Below are 25,581 nucleotides of genomic sequence, written 5' to 3'. Positions count from 1 at the left end.
TCACTATCGCGGCAACCGGGGCAGGGGTTTGATCGGCAATTGCGTAGACACGCGGTGATACGTAAACCGCACCAGGCCCGTGTATCGGTTGCCTTCAATCAGATTGACACGCTGCCTGGCACTCGGCAGCCAACCGAAACCACCGCATCCACCCGCTACGCTGACATTGACCACGTGTCTGCCCGCCGCAATGCGGTTGATCTCCAGCGCGCACCCGGTGGACAAAGGGTTTCCTGTCGAACAGTTCGAACTGGACCGTGAGCCGCCCCGTCGCTTTGCCCACCGGGATCGCAATGATACCGCCCGGACTCTTATGGCTGTCCGCAACCACAGAGGTTGCAAGCAGGGCAACCACTATTCCCACTGCACATCTGGCACGTCGGCTCATAGCATCGTCTCCTTCGCCGTAAACACTGACCACTCCAGCCGTACAGCAATTCCGCATCCCGCCACTGGTTGTTGGATATGTCGTGGTAATCGTCAGCCGAGTTAACTGCACACCGCTCCAACCGGGCGCAGGAATCCCGCATACAGAGCAGGGAAAGCATAGTTTGCGCTGCCGCCACGAACGCACTGACGTGGCTTTGGAGGGGCGATGAATCCGCACGGGCGAACACCGGCGCCACTTGTTATAGTGGGCGTCCTTTTCGACCCGGCCACCCTCTGCACACCATGAGCGACTTGACTATTCGTATCCACGGCGCGACTCAGAACAACCTGAAGAACCTGGATCTCGAACTGCCGCTCAACGAACTGATCGTCATTACCGGCGTCAGCGGCTCGGGCAAATCCTCGCTCGCCTTCGATACCCTCTACGCGGAGGGGCAACGCCGCTACGTCGAGACCTTTTCACCCTACGCGCGTCAGTTCCTCGACCGCATGGACAAGCCGCAGGTGGAGCGCATCGAGGGTATCCCGCCGGCCATCGCCATCGACCAGACCAATCCGGTACGCACCTCGCGCTCAACGGTGGGCACCATGACCGAACTCAACGATCATCTGAAGTTGCTGTTCGCGCGTACCACCCAGCTCTATTGCCACCGCTGCGGGCAGCCGGTGGTACGCGACACACCCGATACCATTGCCGATCAGTTGCTCGCAAAACACACCGATCAACGCGTCGCCATCACTTTTCCCATTCGCATACCCGGCAACTTCACCCGCGATGAGGTGCTGAAGAATCTGGAGGCACAGGGCTACAGCCGGATTCAAGATGAGTTCGAGGGTACACTGTTGGTGACTCAAGACCGACTGCGCCTGGCACCCGACCGGCGCGATCGCCTGATCGAAGACCTGGAAATCGCGTTGCATCACGGTCGTGGCCACATTCGCGTGTTTCCGCTCGACGACGGACACCGGGCATTGCCCTACTCGGCGACGCTGCACTGCGCATCTTGCGACATCGAATACAGCGACCCTGTCCCCAACAGTTTCTCCTTCAACTCACCCCTCGGTGCGTGCGAGACCTGCCGTGGTTTCGGACGCACCATGGGCATCGACTACGGATTGGTGGTGCCCGACGAAAGCAAGAGCCTCGCCGCCGGAGCGGTAAAACCATGGCAGACCGACAGCTACCGCGAATGCCAGGACGACCTGATCCGCTTTGCCAGGCAGCGCAGGGTGCCCATCAACAAGGCGTGGCGCGAACTGAGCGACCGGCACCGGCGTTGGGTCATCGACGGTGAAGGCCACTGGGACGAGGGCGTCTGGTACGGCACGCGGCGTTTCTTCGATTGGCTGGAGACCAAAAGTTATCGCATGCACATCCGTGTGCTGCTCTCCAAGTACCGATCCTACGATCGCTGCGCAAATTGCGCTGGGGCACGGCTTAAACCCGAGGCCCTCAACTGGCGCATCGGCACGAAGCGCGAGGCCGACAGCGTCCTGCCCGATACGCAGCGGTTCCACGCTGCGTCTTTCGAATATACCCGCGCGACGCTGGCTTCACTGCCGGGCCTCACGCTGCACGATGTCATGATCCTGCCGATCAATCGTTGCCGCGCCTTTTTCGATACCCTGCAGTTACCCGCCCCCCTCGATGAGGCGACCGACCTGCTGCTCGGCGAAATCCGCTCGCGATTGCGCTACCTGGAGGAAGTCGGTCTCGGCTACCTCACCCTCGACCGCCAGTCGCGCACCTTGAGCGGCGGTGAAGTGCAGCGCATCAATCTAACCACCGCGCTCGGCACCTCCCTGGTCAACACCCTCTTTGTACTGGACGAACCCAGCATCGGGCTACACCCGCGTGACATGGAGCGGGTCATCGGGATTCTGCATCGACTGCGCGATGCCGGTAACTCGCTGGTGGTGGTGGAGCACGACGCGCAAATCATGTTGGCAGCTGACCGCATCATCGACATGGGGCCAGGACCGGGGGAGCACGGCGGTCAGGTGGTCTATTTCGGAACGCCGAAGCAATTGTTGCGCTCACGGGATTCGATCACCGCGCACTACCTGCGCGGTGATTTTCTTAAGGGGTCAGAGCCCTTTTCTGCCACTTGCGTTGCGGATCTGGGTCGGATAGAAGAAAAGGGCTCTGACCCCTTAAGAACCTTAAGAACTCGCGACCCCTCAACAACCAGTTGGCTGACGCTCACCGGCGCAGCCGCGCAAAACCTGAAGGGGATCGAGTTGCGTTTCCCGCTGCAGCAGTTGGTCTGCATCACCGGCGTCAGCGGTTCGGGAAAATCGACCTTGATCGAGACGGTGCTGTTCCGGGCGCTCTGCAAACAGCTGGGCAGAGCAACCGAAGCGCCTGGACCGTTTACGCAACTGCGCGGACATGAGTCGTTGACCGACGTGGTGATGGTGGACCAGTCCCCCATCGGCAAGACCACACGCTCCAATCCCGCCAGCTACGTGGGCGCGCTCGATGCCATCCGCAAGCTGTTCGCCGCCGAACCACTGGCCCGGGAGCGCGGCTACACGGCGGGCACCTTCAGTTTCAACTCGGGCACCGGCCGCTGCCCCACCTGCAGCGGCACCGGTTTCGAACATGTGGAGATGCAGTTTCTGAGCGACGTCTACCTGCGCTGCCCCGACTGCGACGGACGCCGCTACCGCTCCGAGGTCCTGGAGGTGAAGCTTGACGGCAAGTGCATGGCCGATGTGCTGGATCTCACCGTTACCGAGGCGGTAGCGTTCTTTACCGATCAGCCTGCGGTACACAAGAGTCTGGAGCCGCTGGCGGCGGTGGGTCTGGGCTATCTGCGGCTGGGCCAGCCCGTGCCGACCCTATCGGGCGGCGAAGCGCAGCGCCTCAAGCTCGCCGGCCATCTTGCCAAACGGCGCGCAAGATCGGATGGCTCCACCCTCTTCCTCTTCGACGAACCCACCACCGGCCTGCATTTCGCCGATATAGCCCGATTACTGGAGGCGTTCGAACGGCTGCTCGCCGACGGACACTCGGTGCTGGTGATCGAACACAATCTGGACGTCATCAACGCCGCCGACTGGCTGGTCGACCTCGGCCCCGAAGGCGGTGAAGCAGGCGGAGAAATTGTTTTCGCAGGATCGCCGATGGAAGCGGCGAAATCGGCCTCCTCCCACACCGGACGCGCTTTGCGCGATTACCGCTCGACGGCGAATCGCGATGAACGATCACCCGCCGCCAAGCGCCCGCCAACAGCAAAATCCGTCAGGGGTGCGCGCCGCAATAACAAAGCAATCCAGATCCACAATGCCCGTGAGCACAACCTGCGCAACATCGATGTCACGATTCCCAAAGAGAAGTTTACCGTGATCACCGGCATCTCCGGTTCGGGAAAAAGTACAGTGGCCTTCGACATCCTTTTCGCCGAGGGGCAGCGGCGCTACCTGGAATCACTCAATGCCTACGCACGGCAGTTCGTGCAACCGTCGGCGCGCCCCGAGGTGGACGCCATCTACGGTATTCCGCCCACGGTGGCCATCGAACAGCGCACCAGCCGCGGAGGACGCAAAAGCACGGTCGCGACGCTCACCGAGGTCTACCATTTTCTGCGCCTGCTGTTCGTCAAACTGGGCACGCAACACTGTCCCCGGTGCGATCTACCCATCGAGCCGCAATCGCCCGAAGCCATCGCGGCGCGTCTGCTCAAGGAGTATCGCGGCGAAACCATCCAACTGCTGGCGCCGCTGGTCGTGGATCGCAAAGGCTACTACACCGATCTCGCCCAGTGGGCCTTGAACAAGGGGTACACGCATCTGCGGGTCGATGGCGAACTGCTGCCCACCGCTGACTGGCCGCGCCTCGACCGTTTTCGCGAGCACACTATCGATCTCCCCGTCGCGAAGTTGAAAGTGACGCCCGGCTCGGAGAGCCAATTGCGGGCCCTGCTGAACAGCGCTCTCGACTTCGGCAAAGGCGTGGTGAAAATCGTCGAGCAACGCTCGCACCAGGAGACGCTCTACTCGTCGCGTCGCGCTTGCCACGGTTGCGGCCGCAGTTTTGCCGAACTGGATCCGCGCCTCTTCTCCTACAACTCGAAGCACGGCTGGTGTCCAGACTGTTTCGGCACCGGGCTCGCCATCAAGGGCTTCGACGCCGAGCAGAGCGGCGAAGAGATCTGGTGGAACGACTGGTTCGAGGGCGAGACCCACAACTGTGCCGGTTGCGGGGGTGCGCGCCTGAATCCCGAGGCTTTGGCGGTGCGCTTTCGCGACCACTCCATCGCCGCCATTGCCGGGTTTCCCGTTGCGGTAGCGGAGCGCTGGTTGCGGCGCCTCAAGTTGAATCGCCGCGAGGAGGCGGTGGCGCGCGATCTACGGGCCGAACTGCTGAGCCGTCTGGGTTTTCTACAGAAGGTGGGGCTCGATTACCTGACGCTGGATCGTGCCGCCCCTACCTTGTCGGGTGGCGAAGCCCAACGCATCCGCCTGGCCGCGCAACTGGGTTCCAATCTGCGCGGTGTCTGCTACATCCTCGATGAACCCACCATCGGTCTGCACCCGCGTGACAATCGTCTGCTGCTCGACACCCTCGCCGAGTTGCTGGCCAAGGGCAACAGTGTCGTGGTGGTGGAACACGACGAGGAGACCATCCGCCGCGCCGAGCACCTGATCGATCTGGGCCCCGGGGCGGGAAGCGGCGGCGGACGTATCGTCGCCCAGGGCAGTCTGAAACAGTTGATGCGCAGCAAAGAGTCGCTCACCGGCCGGATGTTGGCGCATCCCCTTCCCCATCCCCTGGTCCGGGAGCGGCCGTGGCTCGACCCCAATGCCGGAGCCATCGCCATTCACGGGGCCGATCTGCACAATCTGCAGTGCGTCGACACCACCATTCCCCTGGGGCGCCTGGTGTGCATAACCGGCGTCAGCGGGAGCGGCAAGAGTACCCTGGTGCGGCATGTGTTGGGTGACAACCTGGTTCGCCTCCTGGGTGCGCGACGCAAACGTCGTGCCCGGCTGCCGTTGCAGGGCTGCGCGGACATCGCAGGCTGGGAAAAGGTGCAGCGGCTGCTGGAGGTGGATCAAACCCCCATCGGCAAAACACCCCGCTCCTGCCCTGCCACCTACGTGGGTATCTGGGACGCGATCCGCAAACTCTATGCGCAGACCTCCGAAGCGCGGCTGCGCGGGTACGGTCCGGGGCGCTTCTCCTTCAATGTCAAAGGCGGGCGTTGCGAAGTCTGCGAAGGCCAGGGCATTCAGAAGATCGAGATGAGTTTTCTGCCCGATGTGCGTGTCGCCTGCGAGGCCTGCGGCGGCGCGCGCTTCAATGCGGAGACCCGCGCGGTGCTGTTCAAGGATGAAAGCATCGCCGATGTGCTGGCGATGAGCATCGACACGGCGGTGGATTTCTTCGCCGCCCACCCCGCCATTCACCACACCCTGTGCCTGCTGCAGGATGTGGGATTGGGGTATTTGACCCTGGGCCAGCAGAGCCCCACGCTTTCGGGCGGCGAGGCGCAACGTATCAAGCTGGTCACCGAGTTGGCCAAGGCCCGGACCGGTGGTGAACAGAACGATCGGCGACGCCGGACGGTCTCGCCGGCACACACCCTCTACCTGCTCGATGAACCCACCATCGGCCTGCATATGGCCGATGTGGAAAAGTTGATCCGCGTCCTGCATCGCCTGGTTGCCGCGGGTAACAGCGTGGTGGTGATCGAGCACAATCTCGACATCATCGCCGAGGCCGATTGGGTGATCGACATGGGTCCCGAAGGCGGGAAAAACGGCGGGCGCGTGGTAGCGCAGGGCACTCCGACGCGGGTCGCCGGGCGCAAACGAGGATCGCATACCGCACGTTTCCTGAACGATTTCCTCGCAGAACGCTCGAACGTCTGTAAATCAAAGCAGTGAATTCACCATGGGAGCCTCTATGACGCCTCACCTACGAACCCTTGCGCTATTGATCGCCCTGTTCATTGTCAACAGCCCGACCCTGGCTGAATCCCCGGCCCAGCCCGGCGTTGTCGAGCAATCCAAACAGACGGCCAGCGAAGCGGCCGATTGGGCCAAGGACAAGGCCAGGCAAGGCTGGGATACGACCAAAGCGGGTGCCAACAAGGCCGCCGACTGGGGTCAGGAGAAAGCCCGGCAAGGGTGGGACGCAACGAGGGAGGGTGCCGGTAAAGCGGCGGATTGGAGCGCAGACAAAGCCGAGAAGGGGGTCGATGCGACCGCTAAGGGTGTCAACAGCGCCGCCGACTGGACAGCGGAAAAGGTCGAGAAGGGCGCGGATTGGAGCAAAGACAAGTCGCAAAGCCTGTGGGAGAGAACCAAGGCGTTCTTCAGCGGCGACAAGCCGGAGAATCCTCAGTAGGCCGTCCAGGCATTGTTCCTCATGGTGCACTGCACTATGCTTGGGTTAAGACCCGGTGACCAATAACAGGAGGCTACGATGCTTGGCGAAACCCACGACCTCATCCATGAGTTCCCCGATCTGAAGGGCAAAATTGAGGCCAAACGCGCGAGCGACCCGCGCTTTGCGCAACTCATGGATGAATACGACCAGCTCGATGCCGAGATTCGTCGTCTCGAAGAGCTGGGTCAACCCGTCTGCGACGAGACGATGGAAGATCTGAAAAAGAAACGCGTCACCCTGAAGGACAGTCTCTACACAACACTACGCAGTTAGTCCTTAGCCCGCGATCCCTCCAACGCGACCGATGGCGGGAGAACCGTTCCGTCTATCGACTTGCGAACCCCGGCCGGGGTGAACCGCGTGCGCCCGCTACTCGATAACCTTGGGTTATGATGTGGCAGTGAGCTACCACCGGACTATGCGCTAAGGAGTTCAAGCGGTGAATTCAACCATCCCGGTCCAACCCATCGTCGAAAGTCGCATCAATCAGGTCGATTTCGACAATCTTGGCTTTGGTAATTGTTTTTCAGACCATCTCTTCACCATGGATTATCGGGATGGTGCATGGCGCGACCCGCGCATCGAACCCTACGGACCGATGACACTGGAACCCGGTACCGCTGCCCTGCATTACGGCCAGCTGGTCTTCGAGGGACTCAAAGCATTTCGCGGCAGCGACGGGCAGGTGCGCCTGTTTCGACCCGATGCCAACGCGGCGCGGCTCTATCACTCCTGCGAGCGCCTCTGCATTCCACCGGTCGATCGTGGGCTCTTCTGTCAGGCCATCGAAACCCTGGTGGCCGTCGATCGCCAGTGGGTACCCACCCGGCCGGGGCAAGCGCTTTATATCCGCCCGTTGATCCTTGGCACCGAAGCCCATCTGGACGTGCGCCCCTCGCGAGAGTATCGCCTGATCATCATGACCTCACCGGTGCGCGAGTACTTCGCCGGCGGCTTCTCCCCCATCGCCCTCAAGGTCGAGGAGCGCTATACCCGTGCGGCCCCCGGCGGGATGGGCTTCGCCAAAACCGCCGGCAACTACGCCGCCAGCCTGCTTCCCACAGCTGAGGCGCAGGCAGCCGGTTACAACCAGGTGCTGTGGTTGGATGGACGCGAACATCGCTATGTGGAGGAGGTCGGGCAGATGAACATCTTCTTTCACCTGGGCGCGAAAGTAGTCACCGCACCGCTGGGTGGCACCATACTCCCCGGCGTGACCCGCGATGCGGTCATCACCCTGCTCAACGAGTGGCGGGTCCCGATCGAAGAGCGCCCCATCACCATCGATGAAGTCATCGACGCAAGCAAAAACGGCCAGTTGCACGAAGCCTTTGGTAGCGGCACCGCCGCGGTGGTGGCACCGATCGGTCGTCTCGGCTATCGGGGTGAGGATCATACGGTGCCGGCTGCCATGGAGAATGGCCTGGCACGGCGGCTCTACGACGAAATCCTGTGCATCCAGTACGGACGTATCCCCGACCGCCACGGCTGGCTGCACCTATTGACCTGACTGCGGTCACGGCGCCTCGGGCCTTGATGCAACGCAAGGACACAGCGCCCGCTTTGCCGCTTAATACAAACTTTGCCGCTCACAGCGCTATCGCGGTGCGCGGCATGAACGTCAACGGTAGATCATTGGAAACTGCACCATGCCGACAATCCGCCATCCCTTGCTTGTCATCATCCTCTTGGTCGCCGGCTGGACGCCTATGGCCGCATCTGCCATCAGCGATGCACAGCATGATGCGATCAATCACCTCGGCGGGCTCAACGGGGTGGCGCTGCACTGCAAATTTTACGACGAGACCAGGCGCATGAAGGAGGCGATGGTCGCCAATGTGCCCAAGATCCGCGCCTTGGGCGCCCTGTTCGAGGACACGACGAACGCGGGCTTCATGAAAGCGCTTGAGAGCAACCAACCTTGTCCCTCAGCCGCGGAGTTTACACAGCAGGTATCTGCAGGTATCGAGCGACTCAGAGGATCGTTTGCGGAGTAACAGGGGAACGATTGGTCATGTCCACACTTCAACGTATCGGCATCACAGGCGCGGCTGTGCTCCTGATGGCGGCCATTGCCCAGGCGCAGACCGGCAATCCGGCGCCCGATTCTGAGCCCCTGGCGCAGGGGCGCATTGAGGGCCGTTTTATGCTTCTCGATCACTACGGCGAGATCGTGACGGATCGCAGCTTTCGCGGTAAGTTCCTGCTGATCTATTTCGGCTATACCGCATGCCCCGATGTCTGCCCCACCGCGATGGTGATCATCAATCAGGCACTTGAGTTACTGGGTGACCAGGCCGAACAGGTCCAACCGTTACTGATCAGTGTCGACCCGGATCGTGACACGCCGGCCGTGATGCGCGATTTCGTCAGCTACTTCAATCCACGGCTGATCGGGCTTACGGGCTCTCACCAGATGATCGAACGGGTAACGCAGAATTTCCGGATCCGCTTCGAAAAGGTGCGGTTACCGGCCGATCCTCCCGATGTTTATCGGGTGGATCACAGTGCGGGGGTCTTCCTGATGGGGCCCGACGGTACCTTTCTCACCAAGTTTGCCCACAGCGCCACGCCGCAGCAGATCGCCGAGCGGATTCGCGATTATATCCCCTGATGACTAGCGGCGGGGCGCAGATCCGTTGAGCATGAACTCCATCATGCGGTAGCCCGGATCGAACGAAACACTTCCGTTGCTGAGCAACCATTCATCATAGGCATCGTTGGTGTCGGCGGTGATGCCGGTGCCGCACATGGCGAACGGGACCGGCTCTCGCGCGTGCGTCTTCACAGCCACCGGGGTGGGATGGCCGGGACAGGCCACCGCACGATAGCCACCCTGTGCGGCCAGGTAATCCAGCACCGGGCCGACGATTTTCTGGTCAAAATCCTCGATCGCCTGGAGCTTGTAATCGAGCCGCCCGGCATGGCCCGCCTCATCGGGGGATTCGACATACACGCACATGATGTCGTGGCGTTGCAGACCGTCGATGCACGCCGCGGCCTTGCCGGCGTAATTAGAACCTATCTCAAAATCCCCCGCGAGCTGTGCCGGTCGCTCGCGGTTCGAGCGCCCGGTACTGCGGGTTGGCTTTGTTTCCAGGTCAGCCGACGGTGGCCTGGGCGCGCAGGCAGAGGGTACGCAGAATACCCGCGGTGGCTCCCCAGATGTGGTGGCGCTTGTGGGGAATTTCGTAGAAATGGCGTTCGCAACCTTTGTGCAGAAGGGTTTCACGGCGGAAGCTCTCTTCGCACAACACCAACTCAAGGGAAACTTCGAAAATCTCGGCCACCTCGAAAGGGTCGGGCTTCAAGGTAAAACCCGGTGTTACGACACCCACCACAGGTTCGATGTCAAAACCGGTTACAGTCCGATAACGATCCAGATACCCGAGCACCTGGATGTGCTGTCGACCCACGCCGATCTCCTCTTCGGTCTCGCGCAGAGCGGTCTCGATGGTGCTGCGATCACTTGGTTCTACGCGACCGCCTGGAAAGCTCACCTGCCCTGCATGGTCATTGAGATGTTCGGTGCGCAGGGTGAGCAGTACCGTCATACCCTCCGGTCGATCCACCAGGGGCACAAGCACGGCAGCCTGAGTGTATCCGGTACGAACGGGAGCGGTGGGATTAAGGCGATAGTCACCCGCCGACATCGGCAAAGCAGACACCTCCGTGTCGGGTTTCGAATTCAACCACTGTGCAATCCTGTCGTGCATCGCTACATGCTAAAGCTCTGATTCATCGATGTAGTCATTACTCAATTCAGAGTGTAATCCATCAGTGCATCCGTTACCGCCAATTAGATCTCACAAAGATGCGGGACGACGGTGTTGCCGCAAAGTGAGCGTATCGCCGCGTTGAATCAATTCGAGATGCTTGAGGAAACTCATACCTAACAGAATCTCATGATTCCCTAAATGCGGGTTAATGTGCGCGCGAACTTTGTCGAGCACGATATCGCCCAGTTCAACCCGCTCGAGTTGGGTACTAAAAGTAGTAATCATACCGTTGGCTGTCCGATATTGGCGGGGCAAGCCCCGCTTCAAACCCCATCTTTGAGCAAGATCACCGGGCACCGAAATATCACTGGCACCGGTATCGAGTAGAAAAGCGGCCGGATACCCGTTTACTTTACCGTTGGCCACGTAATGTCCGTGCCGATTTCGCAGGAGAACAACTTCGGCACTCCCATCGGCGGTGAAGTGGCTATTCACCACCTGGTTCGGATTGTGTTGCTGTTCAAACCAACGATGAAACCCCAGGCTGAGCAACACGAGGGCAACGACCCATCCGGTCAGGATCATCGCCCGCCCGATACCGCGCGTACTATCCCGTCCCTTACCGGTCATTCAACACTCCCGCCAGTAACTGCCGGCACCCATGTTTCGGACCACACAATAGTACGCGAGTTCGAAAAAAAACCCGCCGAACGGCGGGTTGGACCTGGGAGGTTGGGAAGAGAGCGGCGATGCGACTCAACTGAGTGCCTCGCCTTTACGGGCGCCAAGCAATCCGAGGATACGCGCCAGGGGGCAAAAGCGGGTAAAAGCGGCCTGGAGAAGGTTTGCACCTACAAACGCGGTAAACCAGAGCCAGTAGGGGTGATGTAATTGGGACAGTGCCAGACTAACCAAAATAAACAGGCCGGCAAAGGCCAAAACCATACGGTCGATACTCATAAGTCGTTACTCCTTCAAGGAATATTCTGTGGCCGTCAGTTTCTGAAATGAACGTTAATAAGTATATTAACGTTTTCTAATATTTAATCAACTTCTGCTTTCCTGCCACGAGCCCCCCCCTTATTGGTGGGCAAAGAAAACCATGCGCGCCGCTGCCACGAGCAAAACACCGCCTAGCAACCAGCGAACTCCCGCAGTACCTAAATAGCGTCTCCCCCAGACGCTGCCGAGGAGAGCCCCCAGGAGTGCGGCCGCAATCATCATGGGCATCTCGCTCGGCCACTCATAGTTGCTGAACGCATGGCCGATCAGCGCCGCAATGGAATTAATCAGGATAAAGGCCGATGACATCGCCAAGGTTGCGCGAAGATCCGCCCAGCGCTTGATCAGCAGGATTGGCGCGAGAAAGATCCCTCCTCCGACCCCGGTCAAGCCTGAGATCAATCCTAGAAGCCCCCCGATGGGGGCCAACGTGATTGGTCGTGGCGGCGTGACGAGCGGGAGCTCCCGCCTTTCCCGCCACAGCGACAGCGCCGCCACCACCAGTGCACCCGCCACCAGATAACCGTAAACGGCTGCGGGGGGAAGAAAATAGCCCCCCAATAACGCAGTTGGGAAAGAGGGTACGGTGACCGCCATGCACAGTTTTACGGGAATGTGTCGGATCCCACGCGTTATTCCCAGTGTCAGCAGGGTTACCGCAACATTCATGGCGAGCGCGGCCGGTTTCATCACCATGGGGGTCAAACCGAACAAGGCCATTACCGCCAGATAACCCGAGCCACCTCCTTGACCAGCCGCGCTGTAGAGAGTGGCGGCAAGCAGCAGCATGCCCAGCAGTATCACGATTTCGTAATCCATAGCTCCCCTCCCGCGGCCGCTTCCTCGCGATCGAACCTCCCGGATCCCGCCTCACCCCCGCGCGGAACAGCAGGCCCCGCCGTAGCGTTAAAAGATCATCGGGGGTTACGCCAAGGGATGACAGCTGTACTGAGGCCATCTCCGCAGGTTGAGTATCACATTGTTTTTACGGAGATTAGTAGCAATTTTACAGGTACGATAGCTACTCCCCTTCCGACACTGCATTGTTGCTCCGGTCCTTTCTGGCATGCTATGCTGCGACGCAGCATCAGGATAAGATTTGGCTGCTTCAAGGGGATAACACAATGCACTTTCATGGCGCGGCTCCGGCTTATGCCGAACTGGGTAAAACCGCACGCGAGTATACGTTGCGAATGGTCGAGCTGACCTCCCAAGCCGCCACCAGTGGCATGGGCCGCGAATTATCGACCGCCTTTGCCTGCGTCAGCAACGGGCTCGCTGTCCTGCGGATGAGTGCCGAACCAGAGAGCGTAACCGGCATTATCAACGGTCAGCACCACCTGGCCGAAGAGTGCCAGAACCGCGTCGTGCAGAATGTTCGCAATTCACTGCAAATCGCCGAGCTGACCAAGGCGGAGATGCTGCACTGGCAAAAACGCTGGGCAACGGCGCTGATCAGTTTCGCTTTCGCGCCCTACCGGCAGAACCGATCGCACTGACCTCACCGGGTTGCCCGTCAGGCGATCCCTTTTACCCGACAGCTCACGTAAGCTTGTTAGCCAGCCTCGCGACCAGTATGTTCAGCGCTTTTCGGATCAACCATTAGATGCGCTACCTCTATCTCCACGGATTCTGCTCCGGCCCATCGACCTTCAAGGGCAACTACTTCCGCCGGCGCTTTGCCGAACACGGCATCGAGCTCCAGGCACCCGACCTCAACAGCCCGGGTTTTGAGCAGCTGACGATCAGCAGCCAACTCGCCATTATCCGGAATGTTCTCCAGGAGAGCGAAGAGCCCACAACGCTGATCGGATCGAGCATGGGCGGTTATCTCGGCTGCCTGATAGCTCAGGATTCTCCCATCATTGCGCGTTTGATAATGATCGCGCCTGCGATCCGCTTTCTCGAGCGCTACCTCGACCTGATCGGCAAGCAGCAAGCTGCGCGCTGGCGCGAGACAGGGTGGATGGAGGTCGACCACTATCAGTACGGGGAGAAACGCAGACTTCACTACGGGATCATCGAAGATGCGCGTCAATACGAAAATTGTGTGTTGAACCGGACGCTGCCAGCCTTGATCTTTCATGGCATTTACGATGATACGGTGCCCTACCAGGGCAGCATCGAGTACCTCAACGCCAATCCTCAGGCCGAATTGATCCTTTTTCCCGCGGATCACAGTCTCAACGCCGAGATCGATCGCCTTTGGCACCATATAAAACCCGAGCTGATTTGATCCGCCCCGAACCGGTAACGGTGCTTTTACCAGGCCGCCATTCGTTTGTTGGCTGCTGATCCACTGGAAACCGGTGATCCTGTCCCTGTCAGACAGCCTCCCGAATCCCCAGCATCACCCCTCGATACCATTCCCTCGAGTTCGCACGCAACTCGTACCCACCGCCAACGCACAAGACTGAAACCACGAGCATCTGGGCGCCCATCTGATCTCACAGTCTGCGCCTCCCATTCTGTCTCAGCAGTGTGGGATCACTTCCGGCGCGTTCGATCTGCGCCAGCAACCTGGCCTTGTCCTTGCCCAGCACTCCCTTCAGCACCAGAACATTGGAGGCGTGATCACTGCGAAAGATCGTGGCCTTAAGGTCGGTAGCCGCTATAAAGCACCGCATCTCCTCGATCGACTGCCGCAGATCAAGCGGCTGGAACTCGTTACCGAAGGCCGCGCGAAACCGCTCCTCACCATGGGGGAGCATCACCACCAGAACCGCCGCGTAGCGCGGCTGGGTCTCGTTGAGGACCAGCGCCGAACTGCGCGCATGCTGTTGTGACAAAGTGGTGCCGCCGAGCCCGTTCAGTATCATCACCGAGGTCTCCATGCCCGCCGCATGCGCCTGCTGAAGACCCGCAATACTGCTTTTCTGCGTCTCGCCTTTCTGAACCCGACGAAGCACCTCATCGTCACCGGACTCCACGCCCACATAGACCAGCTTGAGACCCGCATCTTGCAGCTCGCTGAGTTCGTTCGCGGATTTTCGCGCCAGCTGCCTGGGCAGTGCATAGCAGGATACCCGCTGGATTCCCGGGAGGTGGGTGCCAACTTGATGGAGAATCGCCAGCAGCCTCCTTGTTGATAGCGTCATGGCATCCCCGTCGGCAAGGAAAACCCGCCGCACGTCCTGGCAGTGCTCGCCCAGGCGTTGTATCTCGCCCATGAGTTCGGCCTCAGGCCGTGGACGAAAGCGCTTGCTCGTGTACATTTCACAAAACGTACAGCGGTTCCAGGAGCAGCCCAGGGTGGCCTGGATGATCAGCGAATCGGCCTCACTGGGGGGACGAAACAGTGGTTCGTGATAATGGATAGGCAACGGGTACATTGAGGGATAAGCTGACATTGGGTGGAAAAGGCTCTTCAAGTGTAGGTCGGGGAGATTGCTTTCCAGTGTAATACAAAGTAATTTAATGGATCATAATAAACATACTGATATTATCCAGGCGCGTCGGACTCCCGTGGCGCTGGCCTACTCGCGTAAGGGCGAGCTATGAATCTGGATGGATCCTACGACCTTCGGCTGGTCACACTCTCCATTGTCATCGCCGTATTCGTATCCTACATCGCCTTCGGTTTGATGGGGCGCGTCGCCGGTACCACGGGACCGGCACGAAATCGCTGGCTGCTCGGCAGCGCTCTGGTAATGGGGGCTGGCATCTGGTCGATGCATTTCGTGGGGATGCTGGCGCTCCAGTTGCCGGTTGCTGTCACTTACGATACTCCGCTGACGTTGCTTTCGATGATACCCGCCACCCTCGGTGCACTGCTCGGGCTTTATATCGCCAATACCCCCGGAGATGGTCTCAAACGGTTCGCGGTCGGCGGCCTTTGCCTCGGCACCGGTATTTCCACCATGCACTACACCGGCATGAGCGCGATGCGAATATCCGCGACGGTCGGTTACGATCTCCCGATACTCGCCCTGTCGATCATCATTGCGATCGTGGCTTCGATGGCTGCGCTGAAGCTTTCCTTTGCCTTGCGGGAAAAATCACCGCTGCAACTCGATCGCGAAACGCTGGGCGGCTCGCTGATTATGGGGTCGGCTATTGCAGGTATGCACTACACCGCCATGGCTTCGGCCACTTTTACCGCGGAGTCGAGTTCCGCGGCGGGCTTGCAGGGGCTGGAACCGTTATCACTGGCCACCATCATTGCCACAATCTCTTTGCTTGTTTTAGCTACCGTTCTCGCCACCTCCGCCATCGATCGCCGCATCGCCGAACGTCAGAAGAACCACGCTCAGGAGTTGGACGCGATTCGGGCCGATCTGGAAAAAAAGGTGCGGGAACGCACGCAGCGCTTGCGCGAGGCGGTCAATCTGCTCAAACGCGATATCAAGGCGCGCGAGAGCGCCGAGGTTGCATTGAAAGCAGAGAAAGAACGGGCGCTGATCACAGTCAGCTCCATCGCCGATGCGGTGCTTACGACCAATCGCGATGGCCGGGTCGAGTTCCTCAATCCCGCGGCAGAAAGACTGGTGGGGTGGAGCGCGGAAGAGGCCCATGGCCGTGCCCTCCCGGAGGTGTGCCGCCTGTTCGATGACCCGCGCACCGAAACGACCGTAAAACCGCTTGACCCTGGTTTCCGTGAACACAGCGGGACGGCCCGTACACGCTTTGTATTGCACCGTCGTGACGGGAGGCGTCTGGTAGTCGAGGAGGCCACAGCGCTGTTGCGCGATGAGCAGGGCAATCCGACCGGAACCGTGATGATTCTCCACGATGTCACCCAGGAGCAGCGTATGGCCGACGAACTGCGCTATCACGCCTCCCATGATCCGCTGACAGGTCTGGTCAATCGTCGGGAATTCGAACGTCGCCTCGAGAGTGCTTTGCGTTCCGCCCGCCTGGAACACGATGATCATGCACTCGCCTACATCGATCTCGATCAATTCAAGGTGGTCAACGATATCTGCGGGCACATCGCCGGCGATGCCCTGTTGCGCGAATTGGCGGCGGCGTTGCGGGAAAAGGTGCGTGATAACGACACCCTGGCGCGACTGGGCGGCGACGAGTTCGGGCTGCTGTTGGAGGGTTGCCCGCTGAAAAAGGCCGAAGACGTGGCGGAAAGCATGCGTCGCGAAATCGACCGATTCACCTTCAACTGGAACGGCAAGTCGTTTTCCGTGGGAGCCAGTATCGGCCTGGTGCCGATCAGCTTTGAAAGCGACACCGTCGCGGGCTTGTTAAGCGCTGCGGACGTAGCCTGTTACGCGGCGAAAGATCTCGGCCGCAATCGGGTGCAGGTTTACCACCCCAGCAACGAGGAACTGGCACGCCGCCACGGAGAGATGCACTGGGTGGCCGGCGTCAACAAAGCGCTCCAGCAGGATCGTTTCATATTGTTCGCTCAAACCATAAAACCGCTGCGCGACGGCAACGGTGCGGCGCCCCACCGTGAGATACTGATCCGCATCCTGGAAAAGGATGGCACATTGATCCCACCCGGGGCGTTTATCCCACCCGCGGAGCGTTACGACCTGATGCCCAAGGTAGACCGCTGGGTCGTTACCAACCTTTTCTCGAGCCTCGCGACCCACATGCGCGCCCATCCCAACGGTGAAAACCTGCAGCAGACGCTGGGCATGATTTCGGTAAACATCTCGGCTGCCAGCATCAATGACGAACTGTTTGTCCACTATCTGCGCGATCAGTTTTCCGAGTTTGGCATACCTCCGGAAACCATCTGCTTCGAGATTACCGAAACCGCGGTAATGGCCTCTTTGGAACGCGCGCGTAATTTTATTCGCGAGGTTCGCGAAATGGGCTGCCGCTTGGCACTGGACGATTTCGGCAGCGGAATGTCGTCGTTCAACTACCTAAAGAATCTACCGGTAGACTATCTGAAGATCGATGGCGGCTTCGTGCGCGATCTGGTTCGCGACACTGTCGATCAGACCATTATTGAATCGATCAACCGCACTGCCCACGCATTAGGCATCCGCACTATTGCCGAGATGGTGGAGGACCGCGACTCCATTGAAATCCTGCAACGCATCGGCGTCGACTACGCACAAGGCATGGCCATCAGCCCGCCACGCCCCCTGTTCCAGCCCGAGGCATTGGAAGCGCGCGGCGACAGCGATGTAATGGAGGATCTGGAGACCACCCTGGTAGGGTTCGAGCGGACCCGTGGAGGCGAACATTCAGATACGCGCCATTAGCGCGTACCAGGGATGCTCAGCGTATTTGCACCCAGAGTTTCTGTAGTCGTTCGCAGGAAACGGGCCGCGAGGTCCCTAACTCCTGGGCAAAAAGCGATACGCGGAGCTCCTCGATCAACCAACGAAACCGTTCCAAGGCGTCGTTTGCAGCGCCTTTGCGACCATTTTTTTCATGTCTATCGCAGTACAACGTCCAGAAACGCTCAACCTCAGCCGCGTTTCTGCGATCGCGCGTCAGATTGCCGGGCAGCTTCTCCAGCCGCAGCCCGATCGCGCGCAAGTAACGCGGCAACTCGCGCAGCCAACACACCGGAGTGCGACTGATGAAATCGGGGTGGATCAGATGGTCAAGCTGGTTCCGTATCTCGCGTGCAGCTTCGATCCACAACGGCGACATTGAACCCTTCAGTCGCTTATCAATAATACGGTAGGCAGTGAGGATTTCGGCAACGATGCCGCAGATCTCGTCGGCCACCTCCATCATGCGGCCACGTCCCGCTTCCAGTACTCTGGTGAAAGTGCGTTGATCGCGCACCGCTGTAGCACCGCGTAGAAATGTTTCATCGACGATTGCGCGAGTGAGGTCTTCGCGTAACGAATCCGTAGTACCTATCCCACGGTAATTCATGGCAATCCTGTCGAAACCCGGCAGATTTTTACGGAGATAGCGCGCTTGCTGAGGCAGTGACAAGAGTATCAGTCGGCGCAATCCGGCATGATGCAGTTGTGCAGCGCGTGCTGGAGCGTCGATCAACTGGATGGCGACGCTGTCGCCCTCGTCCACCAATGCCGGAAAGGCATTGAGTGTGACCCCATGATGGGTAATCTCGATACGCTCGGGGAGTTCACCGAAGTCCCAGCGTTCGATTCCGCTCCGCTCCCAATTCGATTCGGGAAGCGATTCAAAATGGACCTGGGCCTGTGTATCCAGATTCCGGCGCAACTCAGCCAGATCGCGTCCCTCCGCCAATGGTTTTCCATGGCTATCGATCACCCGATAATTGAGACGCAGGTGGTCTGGAAGCGCTGCGCATTCCCAGGCATCGCTGGGTACCTCGACTCCGGTCATGCGTTTGAGTTGGGAACCGAGTGCATCCCTCAAGTCACCTTGCCCTCGCTCCACCGAGTTCAGACAGGCCAACGCAAAATCGGGAGCGGGCACGAAGTTTCGCCGCAACGATTTGGGAAGCGCGCGAATCAGGGCTGTGACCTTCTCTTGCAACAACCCTGGAACCAGCCATTCAAGACGTCGCGGATCGAGTTGATTGAGCGCCGCAGCCGGTACAATCAGCGTTACGCCATCGCAGCCGTGCCCCGGATCGAAGTGGTAACTGAGCGGCAACCTTAAACCTTCCGCCACCTCCAGCAGAGCAGGGAACTCTCGTTCGCTGGCCTCTTCAGGCCGGCGCATCAAATCCGACTTATCGAGAAAGAGCAGCCGTGGATTCTCCTGCTCGGCCTGCTTGCGCCAGCTTTCGAACGATTTGCCGCTGTAGATCCCTACCGGCAACAGTGCGTCGAAGAACGAGTACATCTCCTGCTCGTCGATCAAGATGTCGCGTCGCCGCTCGCGATGCTCCATCGCCGTGATCTCTTCGATCAATTGACGATTGTGGTGATGGAAGGGTGCCGCGGAGTTGTACTCGCCCTGTACCAGGGCATGCCGGATGAAGAGCTCACGGCTGAGCCCGGGGTCCAGCGGCCCATAGTTCACCCGCCGTTTCGTTACCAGTACCAGGCCATAGAGGCTGATCTGCTCATACGCGGCGACTTGAGCAGGACGCTTCTCCCAGTGAGGTTCGAAGTAACTGCGCTTGACCAGGTTCCCGGCCAGCGGCTCCACCCACTCTGGCTCGATTTGAGCGAGCGTACGCGCATAGAGTCGCGTGGTTTCCACCAGTTCTGCCGCGGCAATCCATTTCGGTCCACGATTGAACAATCCCGAACCTGGCCACAACATCAACTTGATACCGCGTGCACCTTGATATTCGTTCTTCTCGCTTTTCATTGCGATGCCACCGAGTACTCCGCTAAGGAGCGCTCGGTGGATGGCGGCGTAATCGGCCTGCTGCTGATTGGGCCGCATTCCAAGCTCGATGGCGTGGTGGTGCAGTTGCTGATGAATATCGCGCCACTCGCGCATTCGCACGTAGGAGAGAAAGCGCTCGCGGCAAAGTCGCCGCAGTTTACTCTGTGTGAGGTGACGGCGTTGCTCCTCGAACCAGCGCCACAGATTGAGGTAGCTGAGAAAATCGGAGCGCTCATCGCGCCATTCAAGGTGACTCGCATCGGCCTTCTGTCGAGCGTCCAGTGGACGCTCGCGCGGGTCCTGAATACTCAACGCGGCACCGATTACCAGCATTTCCTGGAGGCTCCCCTCGCTCGAGGAACCCAGCAGCATGCGGCCAATACACGGATCGATGGGCAAGTGGGCGAGCCGCGTACCGATTTCAGTGAGATGCCCTTTCGCATCGACCGCGCCCAACTCCTCCAGCACACGCATCCCATCGCGGATGTAGCGCGAATCCGGCGCCTCAACGAAAGGAAACGCTTCGATATCACCCAAGCGCAAAGACTTCATCTGCAGAATCACCGCCGCGAGATTGGTGCGCAGAATCTCAGGCTCTGTAAACTGGGCACGATTGATGAAGTCCTCCTCCGAGTAGAGGCGAATACAAACACCGGCACTGATCCGCCCGCAACGACCGGCCCGTTGATTGGCCGAGGACTGAGCGATTTTCTCGATCGGTAGCCGCTGCACCTTGGTGCGGTAGCTGTAACGACTGATCCGCGCCAGGCCCGGGTCGATGACAAAGCGAATACCCGGCACCGTCAGCGAGGTCTCCGCAACATTGGTGCTCAGGACGATGCGCTGACCCTGGTGGGGTTTAAAAATCTGCTGCTGCTGCGCCGCGGACAACCGGGCGAAGAGCGGAACTATTTCGGTGCCGGGTGGATGGTGCTTGCGCAGTGCCTCCGCCGTCTCACGTATTTCGCGTTCACCCGGCAGGAAGATCAGCACGTCACCGAACCGGTCAATGCGCGAGACCTCATCCACGGCATCAAGGATGGCTTGACCGAGATCACGATCGCGTTCGTCCTCGTCCTCACCTGCGATGGGCCGATAGCGAACTTCAACAGGATAGGTTCGACCCGAGACGGTGATTATCGGCGCGTCGTCAAAATGCCGTGCGAACAGCTCAGGATCGATCGTGGCCGAGGTGATAACAAGTTTGAGATCCGGCCGCCTGGGCAGCAGACGTTTGAGATAACCCAGCAGAAAATCAATGTTGAGACTGCGTTCGTGCGCTTCATCGATGATCAACGTATCGTAGGCCAAAAGTAGCGGATCGCCCTGGGTCTCGGCCAGAAGAATTCCGTCGGTCATCAGTTTGATGTAGCTGTCGGGTCGGGTGCGATCGCTGAAGCGCACCTTGTAACCCACCTGCTGTCCCAGCTCGCACTCGAGCTCTTCGCTGATACGCGCGGCAACGGCGCGCGCGGCGATACGTCGTGGTTGTGTATGGCCAATCAGGCCATCGACACCGCGTCCCAGCTCGAGACAGATCTTGGGTAGCTGCGTGGTTTTGCCTGAGCCCGTCTCCCCGCACAGCACAATGACCTGGTGCCCGGCGATAGCCTCTGCAATTTCATCGCGACGCTGACTGACCGGCAACTCTGCGGGGAAAGTCACCACCGGGCGTCCGGCCAGACGGCGCGCACGGCGCTCCCGGGAAGCGGCTATCAATGCGTTGAGTTTGGTGCGAAGTCGATCGGCAGGCTTGCCGTCATTCAATCGCCTGGCGATGGCGGCGAACAGCTTTTCCAGTTCACCCCGGTCACGCCAACTGCAAACCTCGAGTTCAGCGCGCAGCTCCGCCAACCACTTTGGCAGTACTGCAGGACCGGGGCTACGGGATTGGGAAACAGGACCAGCCATGAAACGTGTCGTAGGGAACCGGCGGGCCACTGTAACAGGAGCCCGCCACTAAACCAACGCACGGCGGGTCGCCATATCTCCTGCGGAAATCGGGAACAGGAACGGATCGGTCAGGGGCGCCAGCCCATCGCCCAAAGCAGCTCCGTCATCACCGCCGAGAGCGGTTCCTGCAACTCCGGGCTGGCAACGACCGCACAACCGCATAGACCGGGCGTCCAATCCTGCCACTGGGCCGTACCAACGAAGTAGTCCTCCGCCACCAGATCACGGAACTCGCGAACCACCGGATCTTCGCCCGAGTCGACACCGATGCGCGGAATCCAGCAAAGAAACGGTGTCTCCTTGATACTGAGGCCGGCAATCGTCTGCGCAATTCGGCGTGGTTCGAAAGCCGGCGCATCGACCAGTGCCAAATCCACGTAGGGGAGCATCGCCAGCCCACTGTAACCATCGCTGCGGGAGATGTGCGCGCCCGGCTCGCTGCGGTAGCGCAATCTCAAATCCGCGCAGACATGCGAACTGATATCCCACAAGTGCATGCGCGGCGTGACATCCGCCCGGGTCAGCATACGATGAACCAGAACGTGCGAGCCTTGGTAGGTCGATCCGGCGCAGGGAGTGTGCCGAAAAGCGGTGGCTGTATAGGGATGCAGCGCGGGCCAGCGTCGATCCGCTTCATCGACTCCCGCCACCCGCCTGCCGAAAGCACCGATGCCCGCCTCCCACGCCCCACCGGGCTGCAAAGTATGGCACGCAGGGCCGGCGTGGCTCTCGGCGTAGACGAATGTCTCGCAATGCTGCCGATAGGCGATATACGACACCGCAGCGAGCAGCGCCGCGTGTTTGACCAGGTCGCCCTGGTTGCCCGCCTTCTTAGCGTGGTCGTAACGTTGCCCGGAGGTTGCTTCCAGTGCCTCGCTTACCGATGTTTCGACCGACTCATTTGCGGATAAAGAATTGATAGGTTCCGTTGGCATCCTCAACCTGGCCCAGTAACTCGTGGCTGGTCTTGCGTGTCCAGCTCTCGACGTCACTTGGAGTTCCCTTGCAGTTACTTATCAGTTTCAGCACTTCCCCGTCCTGCAGCCCGTCCAACAGGCGGCGTGCCTCGATGATCGGCCCCGGGCAGCGAGTGCCGCGCATATCGAGCACCACATTGGCGGGCCAGAGGTCACCTTTTTGAATCAGGTAACCCTTGCGACCGTCACCCAAGGCATCGGTACTCAACAGCAGGTTGCTGGTGTGCCGCGCCCAGGCAAGCAGATCATCTCCGGTACCCGGGCAATCCGAGATCAACAGCATTATCGAACCGTTGTCCAACTCTTCGACCATTTTCTTGGCGGCAGACAATGGCCCCGGGCACACCGAACCCGTCATATCCAGAGTAACGTCGGCCGTGATCGACTGCGTGGCTCCCATAACACCCCCTCTGCTGGACGGCACATCGCAAGGACGAACCGTGGACCTGAAATAATAACCTCGGATCCGACAAAATATGAAGTGCTAACTGGCCTCAGCAGACGCCGCCGGGCGCAGCGGCCCGGTGATCTTTGCATGAGGGTGCCAGGCCGGTATGCTAGCCGGCGGATGAGTCGGGGCCCCACAGTACCCAACAATCTCAAATAATCTGTTTTAATTCAAGGAGTTTGCATGAAAATTGAAACTATCGCCGTGCATGGCGGTTTTAGCCCCGACCCCACCACCAAGGCAGTCGCGGTGCCCATATACCAGACCACCTCCTACGCCTTCGACAACACCCAGCACGGCGCCGACCTGTTCGACCTCAAGGTGCAGGGCAACATCTACACCCGCATCATGAATCCCACACAGGATGTACTGGAGAAGCGCGTTGCCGAAATGGAGGGCGGTATCGGGGGTCTGGCACTGGCTTCCGGTCAGGCGGCAATCACCTACACCATCCAAACCATCGCCGAAGCCGGAGACAACATCGTCTCGGCGGCCACTCTTTACGGCGGCACCTACAATCTGTTTGCTCATACCCTGCCGCAGCTGGGCATCCAGGTACGCTTTGCCGACTACCGCCAACCGGAAAGTTTCGAGGGACTGATCGACGATCGCACCAAGGCGATCTACTGCGAATCGGTCGGCAATCCCCTGGGCAACATCACCGATTTCGAGCACCTGGCCGAGATCGCGCATCGCCATGGTGTCCCATTGGTGGTGGACAATACCGTCTGCACCCCCTACCTGTGCCGCCCCTTCGAGCACGGCGCCGACATCGTGGTCCATTCGCTCACCAAGTACATGGGCGGACATGGCAACTCCATCGGGGGTGCCATTGTCGACTCGGGCAAATTTCCCTGGGCCGAGCACAAGGCGCGTTTCCCCCGTCTCAGCGAACCGGATGTCTCCTACCATGGAGTGGTCTACACGGAAGCATTGGGCCCGGCAGCATTCATCGGACGCGCACGCGTGGTGCCGCTGCGCAACATGGGTGCGGCGATCAGCCCCTTCAACGCCTTCCTGTTGCTGCAGGGGATCGAGACCGTACCGCTGCGCATGGATCGCATCTGCGACAACACGCTGCGGGTGGCTGAATTCCTGCGCCAGCACCCGCAGGTTTCCTGGGTCAACTACGCCGGGCTGCCCGATCACAAAGATCACGCACTCGTGCAGAAATATATGGGGGGACGCGCTTCCGGCATCCTCACCTTCGGCGTCAAGGGCGGGCGCGAGGGCGGGGCACGTTTTCAGGATGCCCTGCAGTTGATCACCCGCCTGGTCAATATCGGCGACTGCAAATCACTTGCCTGCCACCCGGCCAGCACCACTCACCGCCAACTGTCTCCCGACGAGTTGGTCAAAGCGGGGGTTACCGAGGACATGGTGCGTCTCTCGATCGGCATCGAGCACATCGATGATCTGTTGGCAGACATCGATCAGGCGTTAAAAGCCGCCGGTTAGGGGTCTATTCATCGGCCGGGCTCTGCCGTTGGTCGGCACGAGCCCGCCGGCAGGGCGTTGTTGATAGGGATGACCTGGCCCGGGTGGTATACTGGCGCCCATTGACGATGCCATTGCGGAGCTGCCAACCATGGCGATCAATCCGATCTACGATAGTGCTATCCAGGGTATTCAGCGCGGATTTGAGGGGCTGAATCGTAACGCCCACACCATCGCCCATGCCAATACTCAGGATACCAGCGTCCTCGATGGGGATGTCCTCAAGGCACTGGTGCAATTAAGCGCCAATCGCACCCAAGTCGAAGCCTCTGTGTCGGTGATACGCCGTACCGACGAGGCACTTTCGAGCCTTCTTGATTCCTGACACCGCCGCCGTGCCATTGGCAACGAGCCCCAGGCGATTCGCGCGACTAGCACCGGCTGCATTGGTAATCACGCTTCGGTCTACAGCCCAGAGGAGAGCTCCATCGGCCATAAGCACGCCAAACGGCGGATGATCCAGACCTCATGATTGTCAGCGACAACAACGCCCTCAACAGCTACCTGAAGACGCCGCCCTATTTCAGTGGCGAACGCGGCGTAAACAGCGTTTTCGAGATCGCGCCGCCACGTCAGGTTCCCAGTGTGATCCAGGATCGCGGCACCGAACAGGAGTCGCGCTGGGCAGAGGAACGCCGCAAAGCCCAGGAAGATGCCCCGCGTGACCGCCACGCCGCTCGCGACACGCACACGGCCTTACAACCGGCAGGGCGGCAAGCGGCGCTCTACACCGCGCTGCCCGAGCTGCGACTCGCCAAACCCTGGCAAACGGAAGTCGATTCACGCCTCAGCAGTCAAGCGCAGATCCGCACCCAATTGGCGCACTCGGGCTATCTGCCTCGACATTTGGTAGTTGCCGGTGGACACGCGTTTGAAAGCGCTGTGCAGGCGCGCGCCACCCTCAACGCCAGCAAGGTCCACCAGCAACGCCTCGCCGTCTCGCAACGCAGCGGCCAACAGCGTATCTCCCCCGAGTAGTTGCCGAAACGATTC

22 protein-coding genes are annotated in these 25,581 nt (G+C 59.9%); 12 read left to right on the top strand and 10 right to left on the bottom strand.

Features of this window, described 5'->3' with window-relative positions; translation table 11 throughout:
* Window positions 1-3 precede the first annotated feature (3 nt).
* Window positions 4-225: a hypothetical protein gene (locus DWQ09_11845; protein ID KAA3627843.1), complete on the bottom strand. Its 222-nt coding sequence runs from the start codon at window positions 223-225 to the stop codon at window positions 4-6.
* 447 nt (window positions 226-672) lie between these two features.
* Here DWQ09_11845 and DWQ09_11840 point away from each other — a divergent pair, with 447 nt between their 5' ends.
* The 6 genes from DWQ09_11840 to DWQ09_11815 all read left to right on the top strand — a co-directional run bounded on the left by DWQ09_11840 (window position 673) and on the right by DWQ09_11815 (window position 9,404).
* On the top strand, window positions 673-6,285 hold the full coding sequence (locus DWQ09_11840) for an excinuclease ABC subunit UvrA (GenBank protein ID KAA3627842.1): 5,613 nt from the start codon (window positions 673-675) through the stop codon (window positions 6,283-6,285).
* 7 nt (window positions 6,286-6,292) lie between these two features.
* Window positions 6,293-6,748, top strand: a complete 456-nt coding sequence (locus DWQ09_11835; GenBank protein ID KAA3627841.1) for a hypothetical protein — start codon at window positions 6,293-6,295, stop codon at window positions 6,746-6,748.
* A gap of 78 nt (window positions 6,749-6,826) precedes the next feature.
* Window positions 6,827-7,063: a DUF465 domain-containing protein gene (locus DWQ09_11830; GenBank protein ID KAA3627840.1), complete on the top strand. Its 237-nt coding sequence runs from the start codon at window positions 6,827-6,829 to the stop codon at window positions 7,061-7,063.
* 166 nt (window positions 7,064-7,229) lie between these two features.
* On the top strand, window positions 7,230-8,300 hold the full coding sequence (locus DWQ09_11825) for a branched-chain amino acid aminotransferase (GenBank protein ID KAA3627839.1): 1,071 nt from the start codon (window positions 7,230-7,232) through the stop codon (window positions 8,298-8,300).
* Between the two features lie 139 nt (window positions 8,301-8,439).
* On the top strand, window positions 8,440-8,787 hold the full coding sequence (locus tag DWQ09_11820) for a hypothetical protein (GenBank protein ID KAA3627838.1): 348 nt from the start codon (window positions 8,440-8,442) through the stop codon (window positions 8,785-8,787).
* Between the two features lie 17 nt (window positions 8,788-8,804).
* The gene (locus DWQ09_11815; GenBank protein KAA3627837.1) at window positions 8,805-9,404 is read left to right on the top strand and encodes an SCO family protein; all 600 of its coding nucleotides are present in this window, start codon (window positions 8,805-8,807) and stop codon (window positions 9,402-9,404) included.
* A gap of 3 nt (window positions 9,405-9,407) precedes the next feature.
* On the opposite strand, the gene DWQ09_11810 is transcribed toward DWQ09_11815, so the two are convergent.
* The 5 genes from DWQ09_11810 to DWQ09_11790 form a co-directional block, all read right to left on the bottom strand.
* Complete coding sequence (locus tag DWQ09_11810) at window positions 9,408-9,989, bottom strand: hypothetical protein (GenBank protein ID KAA3628020.1); 582 nt, start codon at window positions 9,987-9,989, stop codon at window positions 9,408-9,410.
* Complete coding sequence (locus tag DWQ09_11805; protein ID KAA3627836.1) at window positions 9,892-10,506, bottom strand: CoA pyrophosphatase; 615 nt, start codon at window positions 10,504-10,506, stop codon at window positions 9,892-9,894. The genes DWQ09_11810 and DWQ09_11805 overlap by 98 nt, the downstream gene beginning before the upstream one ends.
* 90 nt (window positions 10,507-10,596) lie before the next feature.
* Complete coding sequence (locus DWQ09_11800) at window positions 10,597-11,139, bottom strand: TIGR02281 family clan AA aspartic protease (GenBank protein ID KAA3627835.1); 543 nt, start codon at window positions 11,137-11,139, stop codon at window positions 10,597-10,599.
* 126 nt (window positions 11,140-11,265) lie between these two features.
* Window positions 11,266-11,469, bottom strand: coding sequence for a DUF2892 domain-containing protein (locus DWQ09_11795; protein ID KAA3627834.1), 204 nt, complete (start codon window positions 11,467-11,469; stop codon window positions 11,266-11,268).
* A gap of 120 nt (window positions 11,470-11,589) precedes the next feature.
* On the bottom strand, window positions 11,590-12,330 hold the full coding sequence (locus DWQ09_11790) for a sulfite exporter TauE/SafE family protein (GenBank protein ID KAA3627833.1): 741 nt from the start codon (window positions 12,328-12,330) through the stop codon (window positions 11,590-11,592).
* A gap of 305 nt (window positions 12,331-12,635) precedes the next feature.
* Here DWQ09_11790 and DWQ09_11785 point away from each other — a divergent pair, with 305 nt between their 5' ends.
* Both DWQ09_11785 and DWQ09_11780 read left to right on the top strand, forming a co-directional pair.
* A complete protein-coding gene (locus DWQ09_11785) occupies window positions 12,636-13,010 on the top strand; it encodes a hypothetical protein (GenBank protein KAA3627832.1) in 375 nt (124 codons plus the stop codon).
* Window positions 13,011-13,117: 107 nt separating this feature from the next.
* Window positions 13,118-13,747 carry an esterase gene (locus DWQ09_11780; protein KAA3627831.1) on the top strand — a complete coding sequence of 210 codons (630 nt, stop codon included), beginning with the start codon at window positions 13,118-13,120 and terminating at the stop codon, window positions 13,745-13,747.
* A gap of 211 nt (window positions 13,748-13,958) precedes the next feature.
* Here the strand turns inward: DWQ09_11780 and DWQ09_11775 are convergent, their stop codons facing one another.
* Window positions 13,959-14,843: a radical SAM protein gene (locus tag DWQ09_11775; protein ID KAA3627830.1), complete on the bottom strand. Its 885-nt coding sequence runs from the start codon at window positions 14,841-14,843 to the stop codon at window positions 13,959-13,961.
* 165 nt (window positions 14,844-15,008) lie between these two features.
* Here DWQ09_11775 and DWQ09_11770 point away from each other — a divergent pair, with 165 nt between their 5' ends.
* Window positions 15,009-17,684, top strand: a complete 2,676-nt coding sequence (locus DWQ09_11770; protein KAA3627829.1) for an EAL domain-containing protein — start codon at window positions 15,009-15,011, stop codon at window positions 17,682-17,684.
* Window positions 17,685-17,700: 16 nt separating this feature from the next.
* Here DWQ09_11770 and hrpA read toward each other — a convergent pair whose 3' ends face one another.
* The 3 genes from hrpA to DWQ09_11755 all read right to left on the bottom strand — a co-directional run bounded on the left by hrpA (window position 17,701) and on the right by DWQ09_11755 (window position 23,043).
* Window positions 17,701-21,624 (bottom strand): ATP-dependent RNA helicase HrpA, encoded by a 3,924-nt coding sequence (gene hrpA, locus DWQ09_11765; protein ID KAA3627828.1) that lies wholly within the window; start codon window positions 21,622-21,624, stop codon window positions 17,701-17,703.
* A 110-nt stretch (window positions 21,625-21,734) separates the two neighbouring features.
* Entirely contained in the window at window positions 21,735-22,601 is an 867-nt protein-coding gene (locus DWQ09_11760; GenBank protein ID KAA3627827.1) for a hypothetical protein, read from the bottom strand.
* Window positions 22,564-23,043 (bottom strand): hypothetical protein, encoded by a 480-nt coding sequence (locus DWQ09_11755; protein KAA3627826.1) that lies wholly within the window; start codon window positions 23,041-23,043, stop codon window positions 22,564-22,566. Before DWQ09_11755 ends, DWQ09_11760 begins: the two co-directional genes overlap by 38 nt.
* Window positions 23,044-23,274: 231 nt before the next feature.
* On the opposite strand from DWQ09_11755, the gene DWQ09_11750 reads away from it, so the two are divergent.
* The 3 genes from DWQ09_11750 (at window position 23,275) to DWQ09_11740 (ending at window position 25,566) form a co-directional block, all read left to right on the top strand.
* Window positions 23,275-24,549, top strand: coding sequence for an aminotransferase class I/II-fold pyridoxal phosphate-dependent enzyme (locus DWQ09_11750; protein ID KAA3627825.1), 1,275 nt, complete (start codon window positions 23,275-23,277; stop codon window positions 24,547-24,549).
* A gap of 130 nt (window positions 24,550-24,679) precedes the next feature.
* Window positions 24,680-24,913 carry a hypothetical protein gene (locus tag DWQ09_11745; GenBank protein KAA3627824.1) on the top strand — a complete coding sequence of 78 codons (234 nt, stop codon included), beginning with the start codon at window positions 24,680-24,682 and terminating at the stop codon, window positions 24,911-24,913.
* 143 nt (window positions 24,914-25,056) lie between these two features.
* Complete coding sequence (locus tag DWQ09_11740) at window positions 25,057-25,566, top strand: hypothetical protein (GenBank protein KAA3627823.1); 510 nt, start codon at window positions 25,057-25,059, stop codon at window positions 25,564-25,566.
* Window positions 25,567-25,581 lie beyond the last annotated feature (15 nt).

The organism is Pseudomonadota bacterium, assembly GCA_008501635.1.
In the GTDB taxonomy this organism is placed as follows: Bacteria; Pseudomonadota; Gammaproteobacteria; order QQUJ01; family QQUJ01; genus QQUJ01.
The sequence above is the reverse complement of the archived record's forward strand: the minus strand, read 5'-3'. Positions and strand labels throughout refer to the sequence as shown.